The organism is Streptomyces gelaticus (assembly GCF_014649535.1).
Classification (GTDB): Bacteria; Actinomycetota; Actinomycetes; order Streptomycetales; family Streptomycetaceae; genus Streptomyces; species Streptomyces gelaticus.
This window is the reverse complement of sequence record NZ_BMTF01000070.1, coordinates 1-2134: the sequence shown is the minus strand read 5'-3', so window position 1 is coordinate 2134 and position 2134 is coordinate 1. Positions and strand designations below refer to the sequence as shown.

1 protein-coding gene and 1 pseudogene are annotated in these 2134 nt (G+C 74.6%); both read right to left on the bottom strand.

Going from position 1 to position 2134, the window contains the following annotated elements:
* Nucleotides 1-505, bottom strand: a 505-nt coding sequence (locus IE107_RS34330) for a protein kinase domain-containing protein (protein ID WP_189548256.1), incomplete at its 3' end; no start/stop codon positions are given.
* A gap of 145 nt (nt 506-650) precedes the next feature.
* Nucleotides 651-2134, bottom strand: a pseudogene (locus IE107_RS34325) (hypothetical protein); the annotation flags it as partial.

Below are 2134 nucleotides of genomic sequence, written 5' to 3'. Positions count from 1 at the left end.
TGCCGAAGTCGATGACCCGTGGGCCTTCCAGCGGCAGCAGCACGTTCTGCGGCTTCACGTCGCGGTGGACGATGCCCTCCCGGTGGAGAGTGACCAGCGCCTCCGCCGTACCGGCCGCCACCCACCGCACCGCCGAGGCGGGCAGCACCCCGCAGGTGCGGACGAGCTCGGAGAGCGGGGGCGCGGCGATGTAGTCGATCGCCATCCAGGGGCGCGGGGCGGCCGGATCGGAGTTCCGTACCCGCGCCGTGTGCACGCTGTCGATCCGCTGTGCGAGCTGCACCTCGCGGGCGAAGCGCCGCCGGTCGGTCTCGGTGATCTCACCCTCGGCCAGCAGCGTCTTCACCGCGACGAGTTCGACGGCGTCCTGCTCCGCGCCCCGTCCGCCGCCCACGGCCAGATAGATCCGCCCCATGCCGCCGGACGCCAGCCGTCCGATCAGCCGGTACGGCCCCAGAAACCTCGGATCGTCCCCGCTCAGCGCCTGAACCCGCGCCCCGGCCATGTCACTTCCCCCTGTCGCACAACCGCACCTCCCTCACGGTGGCACGCGACCTCGTGCGGGGATACGGACCGGCCTGTCCCGGACAGCGCGCGGACGGTCCGGGACAGGCAACGGGGTTGTACGGGGGACGTCGGGCCGTGCCCGGTCAGGCCGCCGAGGCGCAGATGATGCTCCGGCCGTTGTTCACCTGCCAGTACCAGAACCGCTCCCCGCTCCCTGCCGGACAGGTCCACTCGGTGCCGGCCGAGGGCGCCCGGTAGTACCCGGTGATCCGGAGGATCGACTGGCCGGCCCGGGGCACGGTCGACGATTTGCAGGACAGCACCACCGTCAGATCGGCGCTGACGGACCCCTGCACCTGTGCGGGGAAGCACTGGCCCACCTGGTACACGCGGTCGAGGCAGAGCGTGCGCTCGATCCCGTCCTCGCCGGACTTGTGCCACCAGGTGAAGCCCTGCCCCGTGTCGCAGGAGCTGGCCTCCCCGGACCGGGAGGTGACACGGTTGACATGCATATAGGCCTTCCAGGAACGGCAGTTGACCCGGACCGGGGTCTCGGCGCTCATCTTGCCGTGCCCGTCGCTGTACACATTGAGGCAGTCGCCGGCGCGCACGGCGCGGAACGCCCGGTCGGTGGCGTCGGGGGTGGGGGTCGGTGTGGGTGTGGGCGTCGGGGTCGGCGACGGCTCGTCGGCGGTGTTGTCCGACCCGTCCGTGGTGCCTGCGGAGTCGTCGCTGCTCTCGTTGCCGTCGGTGCCGGTGTTCTCGTCGTCGGAGTGGGTGTCGAGCCCGCTGCCGGACGTGACGGAGCCGGACGTGGTGGTGCCGGCGGAGGAACTGCCGCTGCCGCTCGTCTTCCCCGAGGTGTCCCAGGGCTGCCAGAACACCAGAGCGACGACGACGGCGACGGCGATCAGCCAGCCCCAGTTCGAGGAGCTGCCCGAGGAGGCGCCCGGCGGGCGCGTCGTGCCCCCGGCGGGCGAGGCGTTGGCGGCCGAGGCGGCCCGCGCACGCGCGGCACGGATCGCCTGCTCGGCGCGGGCGGCCTCCTCCGCGCGCTGCCTTTCGGCCCGCTCCCGCCTGGCCCGCTCCCGAGCGGCCGCTTCCCGCCGGGCCTGGTTCTGCGCGGCCCGTTGCCGCTCGGCGCGGGCGGCCTCCTGCCGGGCGGCCTCCGCGCGCTCGCGCTCGACGCGCCGCGCCTCCTGCCGGGCGGCCTCCGCCCTTTCGCGCTCCGCCCGTTCCTGTTCGGCGCGCTCGGCCTGTTCGCGCTCCGCCCGCTCCCGCTCGGCCTGCTCCGCCCGCTGCCGCTCCGCCAGCGCCGCGAGAGCCGCCAGTTCCTGCCGCGTACGTTCGCGGCGGGCGCGGTCGCGGGCGGCACGGGCCTTGCGCTCCTCCGTGTAGACCATCGTCGGGCGGGGCGGCGGCACCACGTTCGTACGCTCGTCGACGGTCGGCGCCGCCGGGTCGGCGGGGCGGGCGGCGTTCGCGAGCTCCAGGCCCTGGGTCGCGTACGCGCCGATCAGTTCCGTCCACCGCGGCGGCAGCCAGCGGGCCCCGCTCCGCGTGGACGGCATCCCGGTCTGGTCCCGGCGGAAGCGGGCGAGCAGTTCGGCGGGCTCGGGGCGTTGGG